Source organism: Pseudomonas bijieensis (genome assembly GCF_013347965.1).
Taxonomy (GTDB): domain Bacteria; phylum Pseudomonadota; class Gammaproteobacteria; order Pseudomonadales; family Pseudomonadaceae; genus Aquipseudomonas; species Aquipseudomonas bijieensis.
The window spans coordinates 123741-148435 of sequence record NZ_CP048810.1 but is presented as its reverse complement, the minus strand read 5'-3'; the positions used below and the strand labels follow the sequence as shown (position 1 = coordinate 148435).

The window sequence follows — 24695 nt, the reverse complement described above, 5'->3', positions numbered from 1 at the left end:
TTGTTCGGCTCAGGCGAGATCGACGAAGACACTTTTGGTTTCGGTGTAGGCATCGATCACGTTCTTGCCCATTTCCCGGCCCCAGCCGGATTGCTTGTAGCCGCCAAATGGCGAGGCCGGGTCGACGACGTTCCAGCAGTTGATCCACACCGAGCCGGCCTTCAACTGCGCAGCCACGCGATGGGCGGAACGCAAGTCACGGGTCCAGAGACCGGCGGCCAGGCCGTAAGGCGAGTCGTTGGCGCGTAGCACCAGCTCGTCGATTTCGGTCCAGCTCATGACGGTCAGCACCGGGCCGAAAATTTCTTCCCGGGCGACACAGGCACGCTCGGCGCGGTCGAGAAACACGCTGGGCTGAATGAAGTGCCCCTGTTCCAGATGAGCCGGCCGGTCACCGCCGCAGATCAGTTCGGCGCCTTCTTCCTGGCCCCGCTGCAGGTAGCCACGCACCGTGCCCAATTGCCGGGCCGAGACCAGCGGGCCCATGCTGCTGGCCGGATCCAGGCCTGGCCCCAACACATGGGCGGCCGCATGGCGCTGGAGTTCTTCAAGCACCTGGTCGAGGACGCTGGCGTGCACGTACAGACGCGATCCGGCGGTGCAGACTTGCCCCTGGTTGTAGAAAATGCCGTCGGCGGCGCCTTTGGCGGCCCGGACGATATCGGCGTCCGGCAGGATGATGTTGGGAGACTTGCCACCCAACTCCAGCGAAACCTTCTTCATGTTGCCGGTGGCGGCCTGGGCGATCAGCCGTCCCACCTGGGTCGATCCGGTGAAGGCGATCTTGTCCACGTCCGGGTGCTGGGCCAGCGGTGCGCCGGTATGCACACCAAGACCGGTGAGCAGGTTGACCACCCCGGCCGGGAAACCGGCGGCCTCGATCAGTTGCACCAGGCGAATGGCAACCAGGGGCGTCTGCTCGGCGGGCTTGAGCACCGCGACACAACCGGTCGCCAGCACCGGGCCGAGCTTCCACACGCACATGGTCAGCGGGAAGTTCCACGGCACGATCAACGCACAGACGCCCACTGGCTCGCGCAAGGTGTAGTTGAGCATCGGCGCGCCACTGGAAGGCGATACCGGCAGCGTGCTGCCTTCGATCTTGGTCGGCCAGCCGGCAAAGTAGCGAATGATGTTGGCGGCACTCGCCGCCTCCCCGCGGGCGTTGGCAATCGGCTTGCCGTTTTCCAGGGTGATCAGTTGCGCCAACTCTTCGCGATGCTGGTCGAGCAGTTCCGCCAGGCGAAACAGCAACAACCCACGCTGGGCCGGCGACTGCTGCGCCCAGGTCCCGGTGAAGGCCGCACGGGCGGCGGCGACGGCGGCATCCACGTCGCGTTCGCCGCCTTCGGCGACTTCAGTCAGGGTCTGCTCAGTGGCTGGGTTCTCCACGGCAAACCGACGGCCATTGGCGGCGTCCTGCCAGGTGCCGCCGATAAACAGGCGTCCCGGTTGCGACAGGAACTTCTCGACGGCAGGTAACAATTGAATCGGGTTCATATCCGCTCCTTCACAGCGCCATTTCAATCAGGCAAGGACCGCCGTCGGCCTTGGCATTGGCCAGGGCCCGATGCAGCTCACCATTGGTGTGCACGGTGCTGGCCGGCAAGCCATAGCCCTTGGCCAAGGCTTTCCAATCGATGCGTGGACGGTCCAGTACGGTCAGGCTCAAGGCCTCGGGGCCCAGTTCGGTCATGCCGAAGCGGCGCAGCTCGTTCTGCAAAATGGCGTAGCGATGGTTGGCCGCGATCAGGATCACCACCGGCAGTTGCTCGCGGGCGATGCTCCACAGGGTCTGGATGGTGTACTGGGCACTGCCGTCCGATTGCAGGCAGAACACCTGGTTGCCACGCTCGGCCATGGCGGCGCCAAAGCCCACCGGAATACCCTGGCCGATGGCCCCACCGGTGTTGGTCAAGACCCGATGCCGCGCGGCATGGGCCGAAGCGGTGAAGAATGGATAGCCGCACGTCCCGCCTTCCACCGAAACGATGCAATCGTCCGGCAGCGATGCGGCCAGCACCTGACCCACGGACTGGGGCGTCAACGTGGCATCGCCTGGTGGCAGCTCGATACCCATTGGCGTTGGCACATAAGCCGGCGCCTCAAGCGCATCGGCAAGCGCAGTGAGCGCTCCGGCGACGTCGTCCCCGACTTCCGCCAGGCAGAGCAGGCGTTCACGTTCAGCCAGGCGAGAAGCGATGCCTTCGTAGCCGAAATAACTGATCGGGTCCGGCACACCGGCGCAAACCACCGCGTCGTATTGGTCAAGGATCTCAATGGCCACTTCGGGGAAGTAAGGCAGACGATCCAGGTCAGGCAGGCCACCACCGCGATAGCTCAGGCGTGGAAAGGTTTCGGCGAACAGGCGCACACCCGGCAACTGGGCCAGGCGCCCCGCCGCTTCGAGCCCGGCGACGGACAAGCCTTGGTCGCCAACGATAAACACCAGGCGCCGGCCATCACGCAATGCCTGGGCGACCGCCTCGATCCGGTCACCGGCAAAACGCCGAACCGGGGCCCGCAATGCCGTGAAGGCTTTCTCATGCTGCACAGTGTTGGCTTGCAGATCCATTGGCAGGATCAGGCTGGCGATCTGTCCGTTGGCTTGCCAGGCGGCACGCACGGCCTCTTGGAAATCTTCGCCTACACCCGATGCGGTGCGCGATGTGCGCACCCATCCGGAAACGCTCCCGGCCAGGGCCTGGATATCACTGGCCAGCGGCGGATCGTAGTTGACGTGCCATGACGCGTGATCGCCGATGACGTTGACGATCGGGGTATTGGCGCGACGCGCGTTGTGCAGGTTGGCAATGCCATTGGCAAAGCCAGGCCCCAGGTGAGTCAGGGTCATCGCCGGCTTGCCGGCAATCCGGCCGTAGCCGTCCGCGGCACCGGTGCATACCCCCTCGAACAAGGACAATACCGGCTTGAGGGCTGGCGCACTGGCCATGGCTGCCACCAGGGGGATTTCAGTCGTTCCAGGATTGGCGAAGCAGTATTCGATACCGCTCGCCACCGCCGCCTTCACTATCAGTTGCGCACCATTCATTTCCAGCCCTCTTGATCGAGCGTTTGCAGTGGCTGAGATTTATCACACAGGAGAACCGACAAAACAAGCTGTTTTTCTGCATAAAAATCATATTTTGAGATTTATGCATTTTTATTGAGATAAAACCGCCGAAAATGAGCTTGTATTTCTCAGACATTGGGTTACCGTGACAACGCACTCCTGAGCGAGCCTGCGGGCTTTTCATCACTGCCGCGGCTACCTATAGTGCTCACCCAACGACCACCTACGCGCCATTCCCCCCTTTAGGAGCGAAATGAGCAGTCTGAGCAAAATGCTGAGTGTGCTGGACCTCTTCGGCCCGGCAACGCTGAAGATCGACCCCGAGACCATCGCCGAGCGCATGGGCCTGTCACGGGCGACCGTGTACCGCTACGTCAAGGATTTGTGTGACGCCGGCCTGCTGGTGCGGGTGGATGCCGGCAGCTATGGCCTGGGGCCGCGCATCATCGAACTCGACTGGATGATGCGCCAGTACGACCCGATCCTCGTGGCGGGCCGCGAGTTGATGCACGAGCTGTCCGAAGCCACCGGCCTGGCGGTGTTCGCCAGCGTTTTCTATGACGGACACATCATCAACACCTACATCGCCGAACCCAATGACACCTACCAGTTCGCATTCGGACGCGGCCAGCCGCTGCCGTTTTTTCGCGGTGCGCAGTCCAAGGTGTTGATCGCCTTTCAAAAGGGTCGACGCCTGCAACGCCTGTTCGAGGAACACCTGGCCAATGACCCTGACAGCACCTACGACTGGGCCAGCTTTTCCAAGGCAGCGAAAAAGATCCGCAAGGACGGCTATTGCCTGACCCATGATGAACTCAACCTGGGGCTCACCGGTATCGCGGCGCCGATCGTCAACCCAGGGCTCGACGAGGTGGTGGGCAGCCTTTCGGCGGTCGGCAGCACCCACAACTTCAAATTGCTGCGCCAGGAAACCGTGATTGAGATGGTGATGGACACCACCCGGCGGATTGCCGAACGCATGCAGAATCCGCCTGCGGCTGCCCACGGGATGTGACGGCGGTTAACGCAGATCGACGTTATCCAGCGTTCTGTTCGATCGACTTCTCAACTCGGACTCACCACCAAGAGAAACGTCACCGCCTTGCCATTGGAGGTCGCGGTCACCGTCACGAAACCCGGTGTGTGACCAGCAATCAGCTTCGATGACACTGCGTCACCACTGCTGCTGGTCGTCACCGTCGGCGTCTGATCGACCCCGACGAATCGGGTCCCTGTCCTACCATCATCAGTGATCGTGTAGACGACCCAGGCCCCCGCCACCGGATCCCTGTCCTGATTCGAGGCTCGAACCGTGAGCGCAAGAGTGAACTCGGTACCCGCTGGTGCGATCTGTCCATTCCCACCTGCCAGGATCAGAGACTCCACATCATCCGTCGGGTCCCCCTCCTCCGACACCACCCTCAAGTAGAACCTGGCCATTCTGTCGTTAGAGGTGGCGGTCACCTGCAGCGTGCCCACCCCGGAGCCGGCGACCAGCCTCGGCGAGGTTGCATCACCATCGGCGTTCGTCTGCACGATCGGTGTCTGATCGCCCCCGTCGAAGCGCGTCCCTGTCGCCCCTTCATCGGAGACCGCGAAGGTGACATCCGCACCCACAACAATCTCGCCCAGCGGGTCTATCGCCCGCGCCGTTAACGGCTCCGCGAACCTGCTGTCCACCGGGGCCGCCTGAAGATTTCCGGCCTGTGCCTGTAGCGATGCCACGTCACCTGGGTCCAGCGACATCACGTTCAGGGTGGTGTTGGTTCCTCCGCGGGTTTGCCCTGTGTCAGACAGTAGCCGTACCCGGCCGTCGACGATTTGGCCGTCGGGGGCGGTGTCATCCACGCGGAGCGTCACCGACTGTGCTGTGGTCCAGTCTGCTGCGCTTGACAGGGTACATGACGCGGCGTCGCCGTCCTCGGCAATCCACTTGGTGGTTGCGCTCTGGCAGAACACGTCGGTGATCGTGGTGTGTGCGGGGGCGTGGTAATACAGCTGCTCACCGGACGCCCCTCCCACCGCAGATTCCCCGTCCACCTGTGTCACGCGCACCGGCACCTGTACGCTAACGGCTCCCGGCTTGGCCACCGGCACGGTCGGCTGTTCCACCGGGATACTGCCCTCGGGCAACTTGCCATCAAAATACCGCGCGATGTCCGGCCAGATTTCAGCCATCTGCGTGCCCGAGTTGGCTGAGGCACTACCGCCACTGTGGAGAGCAATTGCCGTATTGGTTGGCGCGTCGATCACGGGTGATCCGGAACTGCCGGACTCGGTATCGCAATTATATTTCACCCAACCGTAACGGCCGTTGTCACCCACATCGATCACCCGGCAGGGAAGACCGTCGTCGTGATCGCGAGAGACCCGCTTCGGTAAAGCACTGGGGTGTCCAGCAAGGTAGACGTCAGCACCAATATGCGGGACCTGAGTGTTCAGGCCCAGATAACCGAAGGAATCCAGCGCACCGCTGTTGACGATATCCTCGTCGAGGGCAAGCAGCGCAAAATCCTTATCCCGATCATAGGCCACGATCCGCTCGACCGGCACCCGAACCACATCCGCCGTACTGTCCGAATGGCAAGATGTTTCTTCGTAATTGAAGCTCACCACCATTTGGGTCGGGTCGCCCGCGTCCTGGTCAACAACATGCCAGTTGGTCAGCGCGAGGTTTCCAGGCCCTACCCGCCAGACAGTTCCACCTCCAAGTCTGGAATGGATCCTGCCCACCGCGCGCGCACGCCGGTACTTTGCCGGATCCGACTGCTGTACGCAGCGAGCCTTCTCGAGCTGACTCTCCCCGATGATTTCACCCGGCGTAATCGGGGTGGAAGGCGGAGGCTGCATGCCAGCGACCGCCGACCCAGCACCCAATACCAACCCAACAGAGGCCAGCATCAATCCACATACAGCCGAGCGCATGGCCGGCGACACGGGCGTTTTTTCCGGTTGGGTCGACATGGCGGGCACTCCGGTCGCGCAATGGACGATGGAGCGATTTATGACGCGGAATGTGTTCGGCGCCTACTGTCGGAGCTGACAGGTTTGAGCAGGTTACAGACGGATGGTCGGGGCTGACTGGACACTACCCCGTGGCGAGGAAGCAAGCTCGCTTGCCACGGGTTCAGGGAACCAGCCCCCCCGTTTCAGAACGGAACGGCCACCGTCACCTGACTGTACACGTTGGTGCCATTGCCCGTCACTTGATTACCCCCCGTCGTTGCATCCCGATCCGGCTTGTAGAGGCCTATCAGCGGGGTGATGATCAAATGCTCGTTGACGGCCCACTCGGCATACACATCCAGCTCACGGGCATCCAGGTTCAAGGCGTTGTCTTTACGTACGGTGTTGTAATCGAAGTACAACGCACCGAGGGTCAGGCTCTCCAATGGCGTGGCCTTCAAGCCCACATGATGGATCCCCGTATTGCTGTTGAATGGCCCGGCATAGTTACCCGCGACTTCACCCTGGAACCAGGTGCCATAACCCGTGCTCTGCCCGGTGAACAGCGAGTCCCACTTCTGGGAATAGCGGGTGTAGCGGTACGTCAGCTTGGGCGCCCAGGCGATATCGGCAAAGGTGTAGCCGGCCTCGGCGTACCAGGCGTTCTGTGGGCCGGCGTTCTTGTCCTGCCAGGCGTATTCGAATGCCAGGCTGGCATTGTCGATACCCGCGTCGCCTTCCCCACGAATGCTGTAGACGTTCATGTCCTTGCGTTGCTTCTGGAAGTCGCTGGCCCACCGCTCGTTCACGTCGAGGCCATGCACCCATGTCAGGCCCAACGTACCGGCCCTGGCGGTGTAATCCAGCGTGCCGGCGGCCAATTCGGTTTCGGCCTGGGCACGGTTGTCGGACTTGAGCCATACCACACTGCCATGCAACCCATCCTGCCCGCCCAGGCGCAACACGGCGGTTTGATCGAAGGCGTGCCGGGCCGCCAGGTAATAGGCCCCACCACGATTCAAGCGACCATCGGCCGGCCCTTTGCCCAGGTTCGGCCCGTCATCGTTGATCAAGAATCCCCGGCCCAGCTTGACCACCTGGCGGCCACCGGAGATGTCGACACCGTCCTGCCCCAGCACAGGGAACAGATCGGCGGAGCGCCAACCCAGGTAAGCGTCTTCGATCTTGGTGGTGCGCTCGGACCCAAGGGAATTACCGGCCGGATCGCCATCGCCCCAAGTGGCGGAACTGATCAGGTTGAACGCACCGTAGGCAGTGCCGTGGCCGGCCAGGCCCTGGTCGCCGCTGACGCCATACTTGATGAAGCCTTCGCGCCAGGTTGAACCGCCGGGCGTGCCGTCGTAGTTCTTACGACTGTTGAAATGGCCGAACACCGCCAGCAGGTCGGCGTTGAGGTGAGTGTCTTCATCGGCATACAACTCATAGGCCTGAACCTGACTCGTGGCACAAAGCGCCAGCGTACAGGCAAGGCCACTGCCGAAAAAATCCATACGAGATAGAGACCGCATGGCTGGAGCTCCTTGTGGTGCACCTTTGAAGGCTGTCTTTATATTCAGGAGCCGGCGCAGGACACTGCGCCGGCTATCAGGCTAGCGGCAATCGGCGAGCGCGCTGTCCAACGCGCCGACCATCAGGGCGGCCTCGTCGCTGGTGAGGGTCAGCGGTGGCGACATCACGATTTTGTTGCCGATCGGGCGCATCAAAACGCCGGCCAGGCGCGCTTGCTCGGCGATGCGCGAGGCCAGGCCGTTGGCCGGGTCAAGTGGTTCGCGCGTGACTTTGTCCGCCACCAGGTCCACGGCGATCATCAAGCCCTTGCCACGCACTTCACCCACCACCGCATAACGTTCGGTCAGCGGTTGCAGTTGCTCCAGCAACTGGGCTCCGACTGTTCCCGCGTTACCCGGCAGATCCTCGGCCTCGACGATGTCCAGCACCGCCAGGGCCGCCGCACAAGCGGTCGGATGCCCGCTGTAGGTGTAGCCGTGCATGATCACGCTGCTGAAACCCGGGCCGTTCTCGATGGCATCGACGATGCGCTGGTTGAAGACCGTAGCGCCCATGGGGATGTAGCCAGCAGTGATGCCCTTGGCCAGGCACAGGACGTCGGGCGCGACACCCCAGCCGCGACTGCCGAGCATGCAGCCGGTGCGGCCGAAACCGGTGACCACTTCATCGGCGATCAACAGGATGCCGTGGCGGTCGCAGACTTCGCGCAGCCGCTTCCAGTAATGCGCGGGCGGCACGATCACGCCGCCGGCGCCTTGTACCGGTTCGGCGATCAGCGCAGCAATGGTCTGTGGGCCAAGCAGCGCGATCTGGTCTTCCAACTGACGAATACAGTGGGCAGTCAATTCTTCCGGATCGCGGCAATCCCAGGGGTTGCGGTACAGCCACGGCGTATCGAGCAGATGACAGCCGGCCAATAGCGGCCCGTGGTTGTAGTGATAGACCCCATTGCCGCCCACCGATGTACCGCCCACGTGCACGCCATGGTAGCCATTGCGCAGCGACAGAAAGCGCGTGCGCCCTGGCTCACCGCTGGCGATCCAGTATTGACGGGCCATTTTCAGGGCCGTCTCGACCGCATCGGAACCGCCGGAACTGAACAGCACCCGGGCCATGTTTTCCTGGGCGAACATCGACGTCAGCCGCTCGGCCAGGTCGAACACCCGCGGATGGGCGATGCCGTCAAAGGTCTGGTAATAGGCCAGCTCGTCCAGCTGCGCAGCGATGGCCGCCTTCACTGAAGCCCGGTTATGACCCACGTTCACGTTCCACAAACCGCCGACACCATCGAGCATGCGATGGCCCTCGATATCGGTGATGTAGTTACCGTCGCCACGGGCGATGATCAACGTCTTGGAGCGATTGGCTGGCGCCGAAGAACTCATCGGGTGCCAGAACTTCTTCTGTGCTGTCTTGTATTGCTCGTACATGGTTGCAGTCCTCATTCTGTTTCACGCTTGCGTACGTACAGCAGTTGCTGGCCGGTGAACTCCAGCAACCCTTCAAGGCCGAACTCGACGCCGAACCCGGACATCTTGCTGCCGCCAAACGGCGTATTCGGCTGGATCTGCGCATGGCAGTTGACCCAGGCCATGCCACATTCCAGGCGACTGGCCAATGCCTGTGCCTGCTCGCTGTCGCGTCCCCAGACCGATCCGCCCAAGCCCATGTCGCCGGCGTTGGCGCGGCGCAGGACATCCTCGATATCCTGATAGGCAATCAGGGGCAGCACCGGACCGAACTGTTCCTCGTCCACCAGGCGCTGCCCATCGGTGACATCGGCAACCAGGGTCGGCGGATAGAAAAAGCCCGGACGGTCCAGACGGGCACCGCCGCACAACACCCGCGCCCCATGGGCACGGGCATCGGCCACCAGTTCCTCCACCAGCGCCAACTGTTCGAGGTTCTGCACCGGGCCAAAAGTGACTCCAGGCGCCAGGCCGTCACCCACCACCTGACGCCTGGCGATTAGGGTCAGGGCCTCGGCAAAGGCCTCGTACTGGGATTGGTGAATGTACAAACGCTTCAGGGCGGCGCAGGTCTGCCCCATGTTCAGGAAGGCCGCCTGGAAAATATCTTCGGCGACCGCCTCGACCGACGTGCCTGGCAGCACGATGGCGGCATCGTTGCCGCCCAGCTCCAGGGTCAGGCGCTTGAGGTTGCTGGCAGCGCCGCGCATCACGCTTTGGCCGGTGGCGGTCGAGCCGGTGAAGACAATCTTCTGGATACCGGCATGGGCGGTGATCGCGCTGCCGAAACCTTGTTCACCGGTCACGCTACTGATCACGCCACGAGGCACATGGCGCGCGATGATGTCCACCAGGCGCAGGGTGCTCAAGGGGGTCAGGCTGGACGGTTTGCTGATCACGCAGTTACCGGCCCGCAACGCCGGCATGATGTGCCAGACGGCGATCATGAACGGCCAGTTCCAGGGCGTGATCGACGCCACAACGCCCAACGGCTTGCGGTGCAGTTCAATGCGCTGGGTCGGGGTTTCTTCCACCAGCTCTACGGGAATCTGCTGCTCGGCGGCATAACGCGTCCAGGCCACTGCGCCCATCACTTCGGAGAACGCCAGTTCCAGTGGCTTGCCCTGCTCCAGGACAATGAGCCGGGCCAACGACTCGGCTTCCTGTTCAAGATCGGCAGCGATGCTCAGTAGGCGCTGGCGGCGGTTTTCATGAGTACTGTGTCGCCACTCGACAAAGGCCGCTTGCGCCGCTTCGACGGCAAGGTCCAGTTGGGCGAGGGAACCGGCCGGGCAGCGGGCGAACACGGTACCGGTCGCCGGATTGAACACATCGAAGTGGCCGTTTTCACCGTCGACCCGCGCCCCATTGATGAGCATTTGATAATCGTGCATAGCACCTTCCTTTCACGCGCTGACGAACCGTCCGGAACGACAGCGGACTTGTTTTCTGGGTGGATTGACGTTGTCGCTTGACGCCTTAGAGCTTGTGGCTTCCCAGCGCCATGAACCGCTCGGGCGAAGCCTTGCGCAATCGAGCAGCGAGGAGCACGCCGACGATCAGCGCGGCGGGAATCACGGCACAAAGGCCGTAGGACAAGAGCTGGCTGGCGCCGGTCAGCACATCGAAATGAATCACCGCAAGGGCCAGGACCGCCAGCAATGCCAGGCACGAAAAACCCGGAAGAATCCGACCGCGCCAGAGCCCCAGCTTCAGTTCCGGATGCGCGCGGAAATAGACAAATACCGCCGCCGAGGTCAGGGCCATGAGCAGGATCACGCACAGCGTGGCCAGGTTGGAGAACCAGGCGAACAGTTGGAGGATCGGATCGGCGTCCAGCGCGGCGAAAATCAGCACCACCACCGCCGCGATCAGGCTTTGCAGGACCGAACCCATATGCGGACTCTGGTGCACACGATGGGTGGTCCCCAACCGGCTGTGCAGCAAACCGTCGCGGCCGATGGCATAGAAGTAACGAGCCGCGGCATTGTGGAACGCCAGCAACCCGGCGTAGATGCTGACCATGAACAGCACGCGGATGATCTGGGTCAGGTACGGGCCGACAAAATGATCGGACATGCCGTAGATGAAGGTGGTGGGATCCTGGAGCGCCTGCAGGGTCGGCACGATCTTGTCCGCCCCGACGCCGACGATCATCGACCAGACCGACAGGGCATAGAAACCACCGATCAACAGCACCGAACTGTAGGTGGCGATAGGAATCGTACGGTGCGGGTTCCTCGCCTCTTCGCCATAGATGGTGGTGGCCTCGAAGCCAATGAAGGCAGCGAAGCAGAACAGCAAGCCGATTGACGGCGTACCACTGAACACATGGCTGCGCTCGAACGAATCGAGATTGATGCCGCTGTCGCCACCGGTCTTGAGAATGGCGAAATCCAGCGTCAGGATCGCCAAGTACTCGGCAACCACCACCACCGACAGGACCCGGGCCGACAGGTCGATCTTGCGATAGCCGAGGATCGCAATGCTCGCCATTGCCAGGAGCGAGTAAGTCCACCACGGCAAGTCCAGGCCAAAGACGCTGGCCATCGTGCCACTGACCACGCCACCGAACATGCCATACAGGCCCACTTGAAGGATGTTGTAGGTAAACATCGCCAGCACCCCCGCCGCCCCACCGGCCAGGCCACCGAGGCCACGGGAGGTGAACGCGTAGAAGCCACCGGCGTTGGTCATGTGCCGGGACATGGCGGTGTAGCCCGCCGAGAAGGCCAGCAACACCAGCAGCGCCAGGAGCAGCAATGCCGGTGTGCCGGCGCCGTTGCCCAACATGATGCCAATGGGGAAACCGCCAGCGATGACACTCAAGGGGCTCGCCGCCGAAATCACAAAGAAGATGATAAAGCCGACGCCCAGGGCGCCGCGCTTCAACTCCGTCGAGCTGCTGATCGGGAAAGATACACTCATTGTTCTTGACCTTATTGTATGAGGCAGTTGTTGCTGGATCGGAGACGGCCAGCTTCGCCGACTTCCAAAAGCTTATTGTTCTGCTTGCACGCTGGATTCGATGCTAGGCCCTTGCCAAAACCCTTCGCTATCCCAAAACGGCAGCATCCGAAGCCGTGCCCCAAAACAGGTCGGCCCTTGTGGCGAGGGGATTTATCCCCGCTGGGGCGCGAAGCGGCCCCTGAGCAGTCAACTCAATCTGTCTGATACACCGGGTTGCCTGCATTTGGGGCCGCTTCGCAGCCCAGCGGGGATAAATCCCCTCGCCACAGGGGTGTCGTTGCCCCAGGTGAACCGCGTTAGCCCAATGCCGGAGCACAACGGCTGCCGATTCGGGATAACGGGAAGGCGCATCCTGCCGCAAGATAACCTCGCCCACCGCTCAGACAGCGCTGGGCCCAAAACAATAAAAGCCCCTAAGCGCAGGAAAATCTCAGCATGTTCTTCGCTCGTCTCTCTATCCAATGGCGGATCACACTCTTGAGTGGGCTGTGCCTGCTGGCCGTCGTCGGGGCATTGACCGGCGCCTCCCTGTATCAGAACCAGCAAGGCGCGACGCTGCTCAAGCAGCAAAGCGGTCAACTGCTGGGGCGCTCGGCCCTGGAAGGCCTGCAGGCGCAAGCCCTGGCTCATGGTCAGCGGGTGGAACGCTTTTTCAGCGAAACAGCGATCTATGGGGAAGGTTTCGCCCAGCAGGTCTTGCAACTGCGCGCCCAGGCACTGAACGGGCGACTGACACCAGGGCAGTTGCGCCAGGACCTGGTCAGCGCGACCCGCCAGGCCCTGATGGATCGCGCGAAAGTGCTCGGCTTCTACGTCGTGCTGCTGCCCGACGCGCTGGCCGGTGACGATGCCGGTTTCGCGGGCCAACGCAGCCTGGCCGGCAACGAAAACGGTCGCTTTGCCCTGTACTGGTCGCAGAGCCAACCCGGACATCTGGTCCAGGAGGTGCTCAGCGAAGCCCAGATCAGTGCCAACACGGCGCCGCCGGGCAGCGAGCCGGCGAACGCCTGGTACGTCTGCCCACAGACCCAGGGGCACACCTGCGTGACGGAGCCCTACGCGATTGAAGTCGAAGGCCAGAAAACCCTGATGAGCAGCATTTCCATCCCGCTGTCGGACCAGGGCAAAATCATCGGTGTGGTGGGCATGGACATCAGTCTCGGGACCCTTCAGGAACTCGCCGCCCAACTGGCCGACGACCTGTACCCCGGCCACAGCGAGATCAACATTCTTTCCCCTTCAGGGCAAACTGCCGGCCATAGCGGCAGTGTGACCGACACCTCAGTCGACGTTCGACAAGCCGTGCAAACCGTTCCCGCCAATACCCCCTGGCAGTTGCAGATACGCGTGCCGCAAGCGCTGGTGCAAGCGCCGGCCCTGCAAATGCAGGCACAGCTGGACGACAAGCATCGCCAGGCCAACTGGTTCAACCTCGGTCTGGGCTTGCTGGCTGCCGGTTTGGGACTATTGCTTATCTGGCTCACCGCTTATGGCGTGACCCGGCCGCTGCTGAGGGTAGCGCATATGCTCGATGCGATTGTCGAAGGCGATGGCGATCTCACCCAGCGCCTGCCCAATGACCGCCACGATGAACTGGGCCAACTGGCGAATGGCTTCAACCGCTTTCTCGACAAATTGCAGCCCATTATTCGCGATATCCAGCAAGCGTCCCTGGACACCCGCAACACCGCCGATACGTCGGCGCAGGTGGCCCGGGAAGTCAGCGCGGGCATGCACACGCAGTACCGGGAAGTCGAGCTGGCAGCCACCGCCCTGCATGAAATGAGCACCAGCGCCCAGCAAGTGGCCCGCCACTCCCACCAGGCGGCCGATGCCGCTACCGTCGCCGAAAATGCCAGCCGTTCGGGGCGTGAACTGTTCGCCGATGCGGTCACCAGCATCGATCACCTCGACCGGCGCCTGGAGACCACGCTCGGGCAAGTGCAGGCGTTGGCCGGCAGCAGTCAACACATCGGCCAGGTGCTGGACGTGATCTGCGCCATTGCCCAGCAGACCAACCTGCTGGCCTTGAATGCCGCCATCGAAGCAGCCAGGGCGGGTGAACAGGGCCGCGGCTTCGCGGTGGTGGCTGACGAAGTCCGTCATCTGGCCAGCAACACCCAGAACTCGGTCGAGCAGATACGCACGGTGATCGAAGCGCTGCAGCAGTTGAGCCAGGAGGTCGTGCACAGCACCCAACTGAGCCGCGAACAGGCCAGGGACAGCGTCGCTCAAGTCGGAAAAACCCATGCGGCGCTGCAGCACATCAGCGACGCCGTGGCAGTGATCGAACACATGAACCAACAGATCGCCAGCGCGGCCCTGGAGCAAAGTGCCGTGGTAGAAGACATCAGCCATCGCGTCAGTGACATTCGCGGGATCAGCGAGACCTTGACCGGCCGAATGGAGGAAGCCTCTCAGGCAAGTCACTCGCTGCATACCATGGCCAACCGTCAACAGCAGTTGGTGGGGCATTTTCGGATTTAGTGGCCTGCGTGATTACACAATTTCACAGAGCGCCTACAAAGCTTCACCCCTGTCATGGGCCTGGATCCCTACCATGGGCGGCTCAATATTGGGGAAGCACCATGTCCAAGATTCCTGTCGTCACACTGGGCCTGTTGGTCGGGACACTGCTGCTCAGTGGCTGTGATAGCACCTCGACCCCTGAAGCCTCCGCCCCGCTGGCAAGCGTGCGTGTCGAAACCGTCCAGGCCCGGCCACTGTCGATCAGCAACGAGCTGAGCGGCCGTATCGCCGCGCCGCGAGTGGCCGAAGTCCGGGCGCGGGTGGCCGGCGTGGTCTTGCAGCGAGTGTTTCGCGAAGGCAGCGATGTGAAGAAAGGCGATGTGCTGTTTCGCATCGATCCGGCGCCGTTCAAGGCCGACCTGGACAGTGCCGAGGCGGCGTTGCGCAAGGCCGAGGCCAATGCGTTCCAGGCCCGCTTGCAGGCACAGCGTTACGCTCAGTTGATCGATGACAAGGCGATCAGTGGCCAGGATTACGACAACGCCCGGGCCAGCGTGCGTCAGACCGCAGCCGATGTCGCTGCCAGCAAGGCCGCCGTAGAGCGGGCGCGGTTGAACCTGGGGTACGCCACGGTGACCGCGCCGATTTCCGGGCGCATCGGTCGCGCCCTGGTGACGGAAGGCGCCCTGGTGGGGCAGAACGAAAGCACGCCGTTGGCGCTGATCCAGCAACTGGACCCGATCCACGCCGACCTCACGCAGTCGACTCGCGAACTCAACGACCTGCGCCGCGCCTTTCGCGCAGGGCTTTTGCAAGCGGTCGGCCAGGGCCAGGCCAAGGCTACGTTGATTCAGGACGACGGCAGCCCTTACCCGCTGCCCGGCAAGTTGCTGTTCACCGACCTCAGCGTTGACCCGAGCACCGGCCAGATAACCCTGCGCAGCGAATTCCCCAACCCCGACCTGGACCTGCTGCCCGGCAGCTTCATTCGCGTGCGCCTGGAACAGGCGGTCAACAGCCAAGGCATCACCGTGCCGCAACGGGCGATCCTGCGAGACAGCGCCGGGGTCGCCCAGGTGTTGCTGCTGGACGCCGAGCAGAAGGTCAGCCAGCAACCGGTGCAATTGGGTGCCGCGCAAAACGATCGCTGGGTCGTCACCCACGGTTTGAAACCCGGCGACCGCATCGTCATCGAAGGCCTGCAACACGCCCGGCCCGGTGACCAGGTCCAGATCGATGACACCCCACTTCCCCTCGCCCAGGTTCCCGGGCCACAGGCAGGACACTAAGCCATGCCGCAGTTTTTCATCGACCGTCCGGTATTCGCCTGGGTCGTCGCGTTGTTCATTCTGTTGGCCGGTATCTTGGCCATTCCACAACTGCCGGTGGCGCAATACCCGGTCGTGGCGCCGCCACAAATCGAGATCTACACCGTCTACCCAGGCGCTTCGGCGCAAACCGTGGACGAAAGCGTGGTCAGCCTGATCGAGGAGGAGCTCAACGGCACCGACAACCTACTGTATTTCGAGTCCCAGAGCAGCCTGGGCAGCGCCACCATCACCGCGACCTTCCAACCAGGCACCAACCCGGAACTGGCCCAGGTCGACGTGCAGAACCGCCTCAAGGCGGTGGAGTCGCGCCTGCCGCAAGCGGTCACACAGCAGGGCTTGCAAGTGGACAAAGTCTCCGCCGGCTTCCTGCTGCTGATCACCCTCACCTCCAGCGACGGCAAGCTCGACGACGTGGCCCTCAGCGACTACCTGGCGCGCAACGTGATGAACGAGATCAAGCGCCTGGACGGTGTCGGCAAGGCCCAGTTGTATGGGGCTGAGCGCGCCATGCGGATCTGGATCGACCCGCAGAAACTGGTGGGCTTCAACCTGACCCCGGCTGACGTCAATGCCGCCATCGTGGCGCAGAACGCCCAGGTGTCGGCCGGTAGCCTGGGGGATTTGCCGAGCCGCAGCACCCAGGAAATTACCGCGACCATCGTCGTCAAAGGCCAGCTCAACACGCCGCAAGAGTTTGCCGACATTGTGCTCAAGGCCAACCCCGATGGCTCGACGGTGCGCATCGCCGACGTAGCCCGGGTGGAAATCGGCAGCCAGGAATACCAGTTTTCCACGCGCCTGAACGGCAAGCCCTCCACCGCCGTGGCGGTGCAACTGTCGCCGGGCGCCAATGCCTTGAACACCGCGACCCTGGTGCGCAACAAGATGGATGAGCTGTCGCGCTACTTCCCGGCCGGTGTGGAATACAAGATTCCCTACGACACGTCGCCGTTCGTCAAGGTCTCGATCACCAAGGTGATCTACACCCTTGGCGAGGCAATGTTGCTGGTGTTCGCCGTGATGTTCCTGTTCCTGCAGAACATCCGCTACACCCTGATCCCGACCCTGGTGGTGCCGGTGGCGCTGATGGGCACCTTCGCCACGATGCTCGCGCTGGGGTTCTCGATCAACGTGCTGACCATGTTCGGCATGGTACTGGCCATCGGCATCCTGGTGGACGATGCCATCGTGGTGGTGGAGAACGTCGAGCGGATCATGGCTCAGGAAGGGCTGTCGCCCAAAGAGGCCACGCGCAAGGCCATGGGGCAGATCACCGGCGCGATCATCGGCATCACCCTGGTGCTGGTGGCGGTATTCATTCCGATGGCCTTCATGCAGGGTTCGGTGGGGGTGATCTACCGGCAGTTCTCGCTGTCGATGGCGACGTCGATCCTGTTCTCGGCCTTCCTCGCCTTGACCTTGACCCCCGCGCTCTGCGCGACCTTGCTCAAGCCTGTCGCCAAGGGCGATCACCACAGCCAGGGCGGCTTCTTCGGCTGGTTCAACCGTGGCTTCGAACGATTCGGCGACCGCTACCAGGGTTGGGTGGCCTATGCGTTGAAACGCAGCGGCCGTTATCTGCTGATCTACGGCGTGTTGCTGGTAGGCATGGGCCTGCTGTTCAGTCGCCTGCCCTCCTCGTTCCTGCCCGTGGAAGATCAGGGCTACACCATCACCGACATTCAGCTGCCACCGGGTGCCAGCAAAAACCGGACGGTGCAGGTGGTGGAGCAGATCGAAGCCCACAACGCCGGCGAACCGGGGGTTGGCGACAGCACGATCATTCTCGGTTTCAGCTTTTCCGGCAGCGGGCAGAATGCGGCCCTGGCCTTCACCACCCTCAAGGACTGGTCGCAACGCGGCGCCGATGATTCGGCGGCGTCCATCGCCGAGCGCGCCAACCTGGCGCTGAGCCAAATCAAGGACGCCATGGCGTTCTCGGTACTGCCGCCGCCGGTAGACGGCCTGGGCACCTCCAGCGGTTTCGAGTTCCGTCTGCAGGACCGTGGTGGCCTCGGCCATGCGACGTTGATGCAGGCCCGCAGCGAATTGCTTGCCGCCGCCGAAAAAAGCCCGATGCTGATGAATGTGCGCGAAAGCGCCCTGGCCGAAGCACCGCAGGTGCAATTGGAGGTCGACCGCAAGCAGGCCAATGCCCTGGGCATTTCCTTCGCCGACGTCGGCAGTGTGTTGTCCACGGCAGTGGGTTCGGCCTACATCAACGACTTCCCCAACCAGGGGCGCATGCAGCGGGTGGTGGTCCAGGCCGAGGGCGACCAGCGCAGCCAGGTCGAGGACTTGCTGAAGATTCATGTGCGCAACAACAGCGGGAAGATGGTCCCTCTGTCCGCATTCGTCCAAGCCCGCTGGACCCAGGGGCCGGCGCAATTGACCCGCTACAACGGCTATCCGGCGGTGAGTATTTCCGGCGAACCGGCACCGGGTTATAGCACCGGGCAAGCCATGGCCGAAATCGAACGACTGGTGGCCCTGGGGCCGACAGGCCTGGGCCAGGAATGGACCGGGTTATCCTTGCAGGAACGCTTGTCCGGTAGCCAGGCGCCCATCCTGTTGGGCCTGTCGCTGCTGGTGGTGTTCCTGTGCCTGGCGGCGTTGTACGAGAGCTGGTCGATCCCGACCTCGGTGTTGCTGGTGGTGCCGCTGGGTGTGCTCGGCGCGGTATTGGCCGTGTCGTTGCGCGGCATGCCCAACGATGTGTTCTTCAAGATCGGGCTGATCACCATCATCGGCCTGTCGGCAAAGAACGCGATCCTGATCATCGAGTTCGCCAAGAGCCTGTACGACGAAGGCCACGACCTGATCGATGCCACACTCCAGGCCGCACGCCTGCGCTTGCGGCCGATCATCATGACCTCCTTGGCGTTCATCCTTGGGGTGGTACCGCTGGCGATTGCCACCGGTGCCAGCTCGGCGAGCCAACAGGCCATCGGTACCGGGGTCATCGGCGGGATGATCAGCGCCACGCTGGCGGTGGTGTTCGTGCCGGTGTTTTTTGTGGTGGTGATGAAGCGTGTCAGGCGTGTTGGTGCAAAGTGAGGCTAGGCCTTATAGCCGGCCTGGTTTTCCCGGTCGTACTCCGTTCCCATTGTGGGAGCTGGCTCGCGATGGCGGCCTGGCAGCCGACCTGGCTCTCCTGGTCGTACACCTGTCAGATCTGTGGGAGCAAAGCTTGCTCGCGATGGCGGCGGCACATTCAGTGTGGATGCAAGCAGCCCCACCGCCATCGCGAGCAGGCTCGCTCCCACAGTTTGATCTTCGACAGGCACAGAATTCATCTGCCCCACAGGCCCCTGTGGGAGCGAGCAGGCTCACGAAGATGGCAGCGAGCCCAGCGATCAGTCCGCCTGCACCGTGACTTGGCGCTGTTCGCCCAAGCCCTCGATCCCCAGGCGAATGGTCTGGCCCGGCCGCAGGAATACCGGGTTGGGCTTGATACCCAAGCCGACGCCAGGCGGTGTGCCGGTGGAGATCACATCCCCCGGTTGCAGGCTCATGCACCGGCTCAGGTAGGCAATCAATTGCGGCACGCTGAAGATCAGCGTTCGGGTATTGCCGTTCTGGTAGCGGTGTCCGTCGACCTCCAGCCACAGATCCAGCGTATGCGGGTCGAAGATTTCGTCCCGGGTCACCAGCCAGGGCCCAAGGGGGCCGAAGGTGTCGAAGCCCTTGCCCTTGTCCCAGGTACCGCCGCGCTCCAGCTGCCACTCGCGTTCAGACACATCGTTGATGACGCAGTAGCCGGCGACATGCTCCATGGCGTTCGCTTCGTCGATGTAGCGCCCGCCTTTACCGATGACCACGCCCAGCTCGACTTCCCAGTCGGTCTTGAGCGAGCCGCGGGGGACCTGGATGTCGTCGTTCGGCCCGCAGATGGCACTGGTCCACTTGTTGAAGATGATCGGTTCTTTCGGCACCTCCATATTCGACTCGGCCGCATGGTCGGCGTAGTTCAGGCCGATGCAGATAAATTTGCCGACCTGGCCGACGCAGGCACCGATCCGAGGCTGACCGGCAACGAGCGGCAGGCTGCGCGGGTCGAGGGCGGCGAGCGCGGCCAGGCTGTCCGGGCCGAGGGCCTGACCGGCGATGTCCGGCACGTGGCCCGAGAGGTCGCGGATTTGATTGTCATCATCCAACAACCCAGGTTTTTCCGAACCTTTTTCGCCGTAACGCAACAGTTTCATGAAGTGCTCCTGCTCAATTGAAAATTCAGAGGCTCATGCCGCCATCGATCACGTGTACCGCCCCTGTAGTGTAGGCAGACGCATCGCTGCCCAGGTACACCGCCAACTGCGCGATCTCTTCAGTACTGCCGATGCGCCCCATGGGCTGACGGTCGAGGAATTGCCGGTAGACCTCTGCTTCATCGACACCCTGCCGCGCGGCCTGGTCGGCGATGCGCTGGCGCAGCGAAGGCGAATCCACGGTGCCCGGGCATATCGCGTTGCAACGGATGCCCTGGCTGACGAAGTCGATGGCGATGGATTTGGTCAGGCCCACCACCGCCGCCTTGCTGGTCGCATAGGCGAAGCGATTGGGCACGCCTTTGATGCTGGAAGCCACCGACGACATGTTGATGATCGAGCCGCCACCACGGGCCAGCATGCCCGGCAGGAACGCACGGATCATGCGATACATGGCCGTGACATTGAGGTCCATCGAACGCGCCCAGGCCACTTCATCGCACTCCAGGATATTGCCGCTGTGCACGAAGCCTGCGCAGTTGAACAGCACATCGAGCCCGCCGATGCGTTCGCAGGCGGCGCTGATGGCCGCGGGCGACGTGACGTCCAGGGGCATGGCGGTGATCCCTTCGATCCCCGTCAGAGCACGGATATCGATGTCAGTGGCGAACACCTCGGCACCGGCCCGGGCGAAGGCCACGGCGCTGGCCAGGCCAATGCCCTGCCCCGCGGCCGTCACCAGTACGCGCTTGTTGTGTAGGCTCATGCAGCCTCCAGTTGCGCTGCCGTGGCGGCGCTCTTGGGTGTCCTGCCGAGCATCGAGGCGGGAATGGCCAGGATCAGCCCGCCACTGACCAACAGACACAGGGCCAGTACATAGGTGCCGTTGTTGATATTGCCCGTCAGGGTTTCCGCCACCGCAGTGATCATCGAACCGGTGAAGCCCGACAGGTTGCCGATGGCGTTGATCATGCCAATCCCGGCTGCGGCGGCGACGCCCGACAGCACGGTCCCCGGCAGAGTCCAGAAAATCGGCATCAGGCTGAGGATTCCGGAAGCGGAGACGCTGAGAAAGAGCACGGACAACACCAGGTTGTCAGCGAAGAAGGCACTGAGGATCAGGCCGGCACCGCCAATGAAGGCCGGAATCGCCGCGTGCAGGCGCCGCTCACCAGTGCGATTGGAGTGCCGGGCGTTGAGCAGCATCGCCACCACCGCCACCGAGTAAGGAATGGCGGTCAACAAACCGATGTGCAAACTGTTGGTAATGCCGGTGCTCTTGATGATCGACGGCATCCAGAACGCCAGGCCATAAAAGCCGGTGTTGAAGGTCAGCAGGATCAACACCAACAACCACACCCGAGGGTTGAAGAACACTTCGCTCAAACGAGTGGCCTTGCCCTGGTTGTCGGTTTGCAGATTGGCCTTGAGCAAGGCTTTTTCCGCGACGCTCAGCCATTTGGCTTTGTCGATGTTGTCGGCCAGGCAGACGATCACCACGAACGCCATGATGATCGACGGAATGCCTTCGATGAGCAGCATCCATTGCCAGCCGGACAGGCCATGCACCCCTTGCATGCTATTCATCAGCCAACCGGAGAGGATGCCGCCCAGGGTCAGGCTCACTGGCAACGCCAACAGGAACCCGGACATCACCCGGCTCTGCCGATGGGTTGGAAACCAGTAGTTGAGGTAGAGAATCACGCCGGGGAAAAAGCCCGCTTCGCAGATCCCCAACAGGAAGCGCAGCACGTAGAACATCGTGCTCGATTCGATGTGAAAGAAAGCCGCCAGCGGCACGGTGTAGGCCACGGCCATGGAGATCACCGCCCAACTGAGCATGATCCGGGCGATCCAGAACCGTGCGCCGAAGCGATGCAGCAACAGGTTGCTGGGGACCTCGAAAAGGAAATAGCCCCAGAAGAACATACTGGCGCCCAAGGCATAGATGGTGTTGCTGAATTGCAGCTCGTTGAGCATGTCGAGCTTGGCGAACCCGATGTTCACCCGATCGAGGTACGCCGCCATGTAGCACAACAGCAACACGGGCAGGATCCGCCAGATGACCTTGCGGTAGGTCCGGTCTTCAAAATCGAGCTCGCCAGCTTGCGCCTGGGCGGGCAACTGCTCGGAGATGGTTTGCATGAGGTAACCCCTGATTGTTTTTATTGGGTCACGTCGAATGAGCGAATCATCCGGCGATTGAACGAGGACTCTACTGTCGGGAATCGATTCTTTCCCAATGGCATTTTTGGATTAGTCGATAACGAGGCGTTATCAACTAACCCTCAAGTTCATGGAACCTGTAGCGAGTCATCTGTGGGAGCAAGGCTTGCCCGCGATGAAGACGACGCGGTCTGAGGGGAAACGAGGCGCCTGCATCGCGGGCAAGCCTTGCTCCCACAGACTCATCTTGTCCTTAAGCAGGCTGCATGGCGGCCAAGCGGGCGTTGTCCTTGAGGATCTCGGCGAACTCCAGTGCCGCGCCTACCAGCGGCTCATCCTTTCGCGTGAGGATGCCGTAGTCCTGTGGTACCAGGTGCAAGGGGGTGTCGAGGGTCTTGAGCTGGCCGCTTTCGAGCAGCGGATCGACCATGGCGTTGGGCAGCATGCCGATCATGGGCCCGCGTTGCAGCACCTGGAGGAAGGTCTGCATGGAAATGGTATCGATGGTGTTGCGCGGCATCGCAACCCCGGCCTCGGCAAAGGCCAGTTCCATGCGAGCGCGGATCGGCGTGCCGACCGGGTAGAGGATCCACGGCAGGTCCACCAGTTGCTGCAGGGACGTCGGCCCGGCGTTCGCCAGCGGATGACGGTCATTGACCACGATGCAGAACGGTTCCGGAGCCAAGGGCTGGAAATCGTAGCGCTGTTGCTGGCTTTGCTCGGTAAACCGAGCCACCGCCAGATCGAGCTTTTTCTCCTCAAGCATCTTCATCAAATGGTTGCTGGTCTGCTCCACCACCTCGATAGACAGCAAGGGCCAGCGTTGCTTGATCTGCAAGATCGCCTCGGGCAAGGCCACCGCCGTCGCGGCAAAGATACCGCCGACCTTCAGGTAACCATGGCCGCCTTCGCGCAGGCTGCTGATTTGTTCGACGAACGAACGTGCGTCGTTCAAGGCGATCTGCGCGTAACGCAGCACATGTTCACCCAACGCGGTGGGCGGCATGCTTCGGGGGCGACGTTCGAACAGAGCGAAGCCGAGCAGGCTTTCGATTTCCTTGAGCATCTTGCTCACGGCCGGCTGGCTGAGGTTCATCTGCTCGGCCGCCAAATGCATGTTGCAGGTGCGCCCCAAGGTATCGATCAGCAGCAGATGGCGGAATTTGAGCCAGCCGCAGAAGCTGGAGAAAGACAGGTCGGACATGGGCAATCCTCGACGATGCAATAACCGGACGTTATCAGATACTGAATATATCTCATTGGAGTTCATCAACAGCGCGCCCTAGCTTGAAAGCTTTACGAACCAGGAAGACTGCCCATGTCGCTGATGCTTACTCCCGAGAACACCCTGCCCGTCGATGGCGTGGCCGGCACCTTGATTGGCCGCGCCTGGGTGCCTGGCCGGATCGCCGGGCCTTCGCCCATTGCGTTGCGTAGCGACGGTGTGTTCGATCTGTCGGATCGTTTTGCGACATTGAGTGATTTGCTGGAAACAGAATCGCCCTTGGCCGCCGTGAGACAGACACCCGGCACCTTCATCGCCAGTGTCGAGGCGCTGCTGGCCAACACCGGCCCCGATACCGACCCATCCAAACCGTCGCTTTTGCCCCCTCTGGATCTGCAAGTGATCAAGGCCGCCGGCGTGACCTTCGCCGCCAGCATGATCGAGCGAGTGATCGAGGAACAGGCCGGCGGTGACGCGGCAAAAGCCGAAGCCGTGCGCGCCACCGTGCACAGCGTGATCGGCGACAACTTGCGCTCGATCGTGCCGGGCTCCGAGCAGGCCATGCGCCTGAAAGCCTGGCTCATCGAACAGGGCATGTGGTCGCAGTACCTGGAAGTCGGCATCGGCCCGGATGCGGAAATCTTCACCAAGGCCCCAGTCCTCTCCGCCGTCGGCAGCGGCAGCCGCATCGGCATTCATCCCGGCTCGCTATGGAACAATCCGGAACCGGAGGTGGTGCTGGCGGTGAACAGCCGCGGCCAGATCCACGGCGCCAGCCTGGGTAACGACGTCAATCTGCGGGATTTCGAAGGTCGCAGTGCGCTGTTGCTGAGCAAGGCCAAGGACAACAATGCATCCTGCGCCATCGGTCCGTTCATTCGCCTGTTTGACGAGGGCTTCAGCCTCGATGATGTGCGGGCCTGCGTGGTCGATCTGGAGGTTCAAGGCAAGGACGGTTACCGCCTGCGCGGCTCGAGCTCCATGAGCCAGATCAGCCGTGACCCACAGGACCTGGCAGGCCAGACACTCAACGGCAATCACCAATATCCGGATGGCTTCCTGTTGTTTCTGGGTACTCTGTTCGCCCCCACCGCAGACCGTGATCATGCCGGCAGCGGTTTCACCCACAAACTGGGTGACCGGGTCAGTATCAGCAGCCCGTTGCTCGGCAGCCTGCATAATCAAGTGACCCACAGCTGCGACGCCACACCCTGGACCTTTGGCGTCGGCGCCTTGCTGCGCAACCTGGCCGCCCGAGGACTGCTCGCCCGCTGAACCGTTTGCCGATTCGCCTAATTACAAGAGAGAAAT

General features: G+C 62.4%; 16 protein-coding genes and 1 pseudogene. 6 read left to right on the top strand and 11 right to left on the bottom strand.

Translation table 11 applies throughout. The features are described 5' to 3' along the window. Window positions 1-9: 9 nt before the first annotated feature. Together GN234_RS00625 and GN234_RS00620 are read right to left on the bottom strand one after the other, a co-directional pair. Window positions 10-1500 carry an aldehyde dehydrogenase family protein gene (locus GN234_RS00625; RefSeq protein WP_109753213.1) on the bottom strand — a complete coding sequence of 497 codons (1491 nt, stop codon included), beginning with the start codon at window positions 1498-1500 and terminating at the stop codon, window positions 10-12. A 10-nt stretch (window positions 1501-1510) separates the two neighbouring features. After that, entirely contained in the window at window positions 1511-3052 is a 1542-nt protein-coding gene (locus GN234_RS00620) for an acetolactate synthase large subunit (RefSeq protein ID WP_109753214.1), read from the bottom strand. Between the two features lie 274 nt (window positions 3053-3326). Between GN234_RS00620 and GN234_RS00615 the strand changes: the two genes are divergently transcribed. Beyond that, window positions 3327-4088: an IclR family transcriptional regulator gene (locus tag GN234_RS00615; RefSeq protein ID WP_109753215.1), complete on the top strand. Its 762-nt coding sequence runs from the start codon at window positions 3327-3329 to the stop codon at window positions 4086-4088. A gap of 50 nt (window positions 4089-4138) precedes the next feature. On the opposite strand, the gene GN234_RS00610 is transcribed toward GN234_RS00615, so the two are convergent. From GN234_RS00610 to GN234_RS00590, 5 genes are all read right to left on the bottom strand, one after another. Next, window positions 4139-6037, bottom strand: coding sequence for a trypsin-like serine peptidase (locus tag GN234_RS00610; protein ID WP_176687617.1), 1899 nt, complete (start codon window positions 6035-6037; stop codon window positions 4139-4141). A 185-nt stretch (window positions 6038-6222) separates the two neighbouring features. Further along, window positions 6223-7548: an alginate export family protein gene (locus GN234_RS00605; RefSeq protein ID WP_109753217.1), complete on the bottom strand. Its 1326-nt coding sequence runs from the start codon at window positions 7546-7548 to the stop codon at window positions 6223-6225. A gap of 81 nt (window positions 7549-7629) precedes the next feature. Further along, window positions 7630-8979 carry an aminotransferase class III-fold pyridoxal phosphate-dependent enzyme gene (locus GN234_RS00600; RefSeq protein ID WP_109753218.1) on the bottom strand — a complete coding sequence of 450 codons (1350 nt, stop codon included), beginning with the start codon at window positions 8977-8979 and terminating at the stop codon, window positions 7630-7632. A gap of 11 nt (window positions 8980-8990) precedes the next feature. Then, window positions 8991-10412 carry an aldehyde dehydrogenase family protein gene (locus GN234_RS00595; protein ID WP_163858156.1) on the bottom strand — a complete coding sequence of 474 codons (1422 nt, stop codon included), beginning with the start codon at window positions 10410-10412 and terminating at the stop codon, window positions 8991-8993. Window positions 10413-10497: 85 nt separating this feature from the next. Next, on the bottom strand, window positions 10498-11946 hold the full coding sequence (locus GN234_RS00590) for an APC family permease (RefSeq protein WP_176687616.1): 1449 nt from the start codon (window positions 11944-11946) through the stop codon (window positions 10498-10500). Between the two features lie 477 nt (window positions 11947-12423). Here GN234_RS00590 and GN234_RS30245 point away from each other — a divergent pair. From GN234_RS30245 to GN234_RS00575, 4 genes and pseudogenes are all read left to right on the top strand, one after another. Beyond that, window positions 12424-13569, top strand: a pseudogene (locus GN234_RS30245) (cache domain-containing protein); the annotation flags it as partial. 150 nt (window positions 13570-13719) lie between these two features. After that, entirely contained in the window at window positions 13720-14475 is a 756-nt protein-coding gene (locus GN234_RS30240) for a methyl-accepting chemotaxis protein (protein WP_373459192.1), read from the top strand. A gap of 101 nt (window positions 14476-14576) precedes the next feature. Continuing rightward, window positions 14577-15746, top strand: a complete 1170-nt coding sequence (locus tag GN234_RS00580; protein WP_109753222.1) for an efflux RND transporter periplasmic adaptor subunit — start codon at window positions 14577-14579, stop codon at window positions 15744-15746. Between the two features lie 3 nt (window positions 15747-15749). Then, entirely contained in the window at window positions 15750-18845 is a 3096-nt protein-coding gene (locus GN234_RS00575; RefSeq protein WP_176687614.1) for an efflux RND transporter permease subunit, read from the top strand. 299 nt (window positions 18846-19144) lie between these two features. Here GN234_RS00575 and GN234_RS00570 read toward each other — a convergent pair whose 3' ends face one another. The 4 genes from GN234_RS00570 to GN234_RS00555 form a co-directional block, all read right to left on the bottom strand. After that, window positions 19145-19993 (bottom strand): ureidoglycolate lyase, encoded by an 849-nt coding sequence (locus GN234_RS00570; protein WP_176687613.1) that lies wholly within the window; start codon window positions 19991-19993, stop codon window positions 19145-19147. Window positions 19994-20018: 25 nt separating this feature from the next. Next, window positions 20019-20759 (bottom strand): SDR family oxidoreductase, encoded by a 741-nt coding sequence (locus GN234_RS00565; protein WP_163858150.1) that lies wholly within the window; start codon window positions 20757-20759, stop codon window positions 20019-20021. Further along, window positions 20756-22138, bottom strand: coding sequence for an MFS transporter (locus GN234_RS00560; protein ID WP_116832715.1), 1383 nt, complete (start codon window positions 22136-22138; stop codon window positions 20756-20758). The genes GN234_RS00565 and GN234_RS00560 overlap by 4 nt, the downstream gene beginning before the upstream one ends. 274 nt (window positions 22139-22412) lie before the next feature. Further along, window positions 22413-23363, bottom strand: a complete 951-nt coding sequence (locus GN234_RS00555; RefSeq protein WP_109753228.1) for a LysR family transcriptional regulator — start codon at window positions 23361-23363, stop codon at window positions 22413-22415. A gap of 114 nt (window positions 23364-23477) precedes the next feature. On the opposite strand from GN234_RS00555, the gene GN234_RS00550 reads away from it, so the two are divergent. Beyond that, window positions 23478-24659 (top strand): fumarylacetoacetate hydrolase family protein, encoded by a 1182-nt coding sequence (locus GN234_RS00550; protein ID WP_176687612.1) that lies wholly within the window; start codon window positions 23478-23480, stop codon window positions 24657-24659. The last annotated feature ends 36 nt before the right edge of the window (window positions 24660-24695 follow it).

Coding starts and splice junctions, on each gene's coding strand:
- GN234_RS00575 (WP_176687614.1), top strand. CDS start 15,750: ATGCCGCAGTTTTTCATCGACCGTCCGGTATTCGCCTGGGTCGTCGCG.
- GN234_RS00550 (WP_176687612.1), top strand. CDS start 23,478: ATGTCGCTGATGCTTACTCCCGAGAACACCCTGCCCGTCGATGGCGTG.
- GN234_RS00610 (WP_176687617.1), bottom strand. CDS start 6,037: ATGTCGACCCAACCGGAAAAAACGCCCGTGTCGCCGGCCATGCGCTCG.
- GN234_RS00565 (WP_163858150.1), bottom strand. CDS start 20,759: ATGAGCCTACACAACAAGCGCGTACTGGTGACGGCCGCGGGGCAGGGC.
- GN234_RS00620 (WP_109753214.1), bottom strand. CDS start 3,052: ATGAATGGTGCGCAACTGATAGTGAAGGCGGCGGTGGCGAGCGGTATC.
- GN234_RS00605 (WP_109753217.1), bottom strand. CDS start 7,548: ATGCGGTCTCTATCTCGTATGGATTTTTTCGGCAGTGGCCTTGCCTGT.
- GN234_RS00625 (WP_109753213.1), bottom strand. CDS start 1,500: ATGAACCCGATTCAATTGTTACCTGCCGTCGAGAAGTTCCTGTCGCAA.
- GN234_RS00580 (WP_109753222.1), top strand. CDS start 14,577: ATGTCCAAGATTCCTGTCGTCACACTGGGCCTGTTGGTCGGGACACTG.
- GN234_RS00590 (WP_176687616.1), bottom strand. CDS start 11,946: ATGAGTGTATCTTTCCCGATCAGCAGCTCGACGGAGTTGAAGCGCGGC.
- GN234_RS00570 (WP_176687613.1), bottom strand. CDS start 19,993: ATGAAACTGTTGCGTTACGGCGAAAAAGGTTCGGAAAAACCTGGGTTG.
- GN234_RS00595 (WP_163858156.1), bottom strand. CDS start 10,412: ATGCACGATTATCAAATGCTCATCAATGGGGCGCGGGTCGACGGTGAA.
- GN234_RS00555 (WP_109753228.1), bottom strand. CDS start 23,363: ATGTCCGACCTGTCTTTCTCCAGCTTCTGCGGCTGGCTCAAATTCCGC.
- GN234_RS30240 (WP_373459192.1), top strand. CDS start 13,720: ATGCACACGCAGTACCGGGAAGTCGAGCTGGCAGCCACCGCCCTGCAT.
- GN234_RS00600 (WP_109753218.1), bottom strand. CDS start 8,979: ATGTACGAGCAATACAAGACAGCACAGAAGAAGTTCTGGCACCCGATG.
- GN234_RS00615 (WP_109753215.1), top strand. CDS start 3,327: ATGAGCAGTCTGAGCAAAATGCTGAGTGTGCTGGACCTCTTCGGCCCG.
- GN234_RS00560 (WP_116832715.1), bottom strand. CDS start 22,138: ATGCAAACCATCTCCGAGCAGTTGCCCGCCCAGGCGCAAGCTGGCGAG.